1 protein-coding gene is annotated in these 204 nt (G+C 27.0%); it reads left to right on the top strand.

Annotation, left to right across the window (positions count from 1 at the left end; genetic code table 11):
* Nucleotides 1-186 (top strand): hypothetical protein (locus HMPREF3131_RS11410; protein ID WP_256262199.1); only part of this gene is annotated, 186 nt, incomplete at its 5' end.
* Nucleotides 187-204 lie beyond the last annotated feature (18 nt).

The raw sequence follows: 204 nt of genomic DNA on the forward strand, positions 1-204 counted from the left end.
CTATCTAATAAAATTGGTGGTTATTTTTTAAACGAACTTGATTTAAATATAATCAACTCTAGTGATGAATTGTATACAATCATGGATAAAGTCATTGAAGAATTTAATAAAAGTATCGAACAAAATAGCAGCGACGGGAACAACGAAAATTTAACAGAAAACAAAACTAACCAGAATAGTAAGTGATACGATGAATGATTTTAA

Source organism: Staphylococcus sp. HMSC14C01, from assembly GCF_001808085.1.
Classification (GTDB): domain Bacteria; phylum Bacillota; class Bacilli; order Staphylococcales; family Staphylococcaceae; genus Staphylococcus; species Staphylococcus hominis.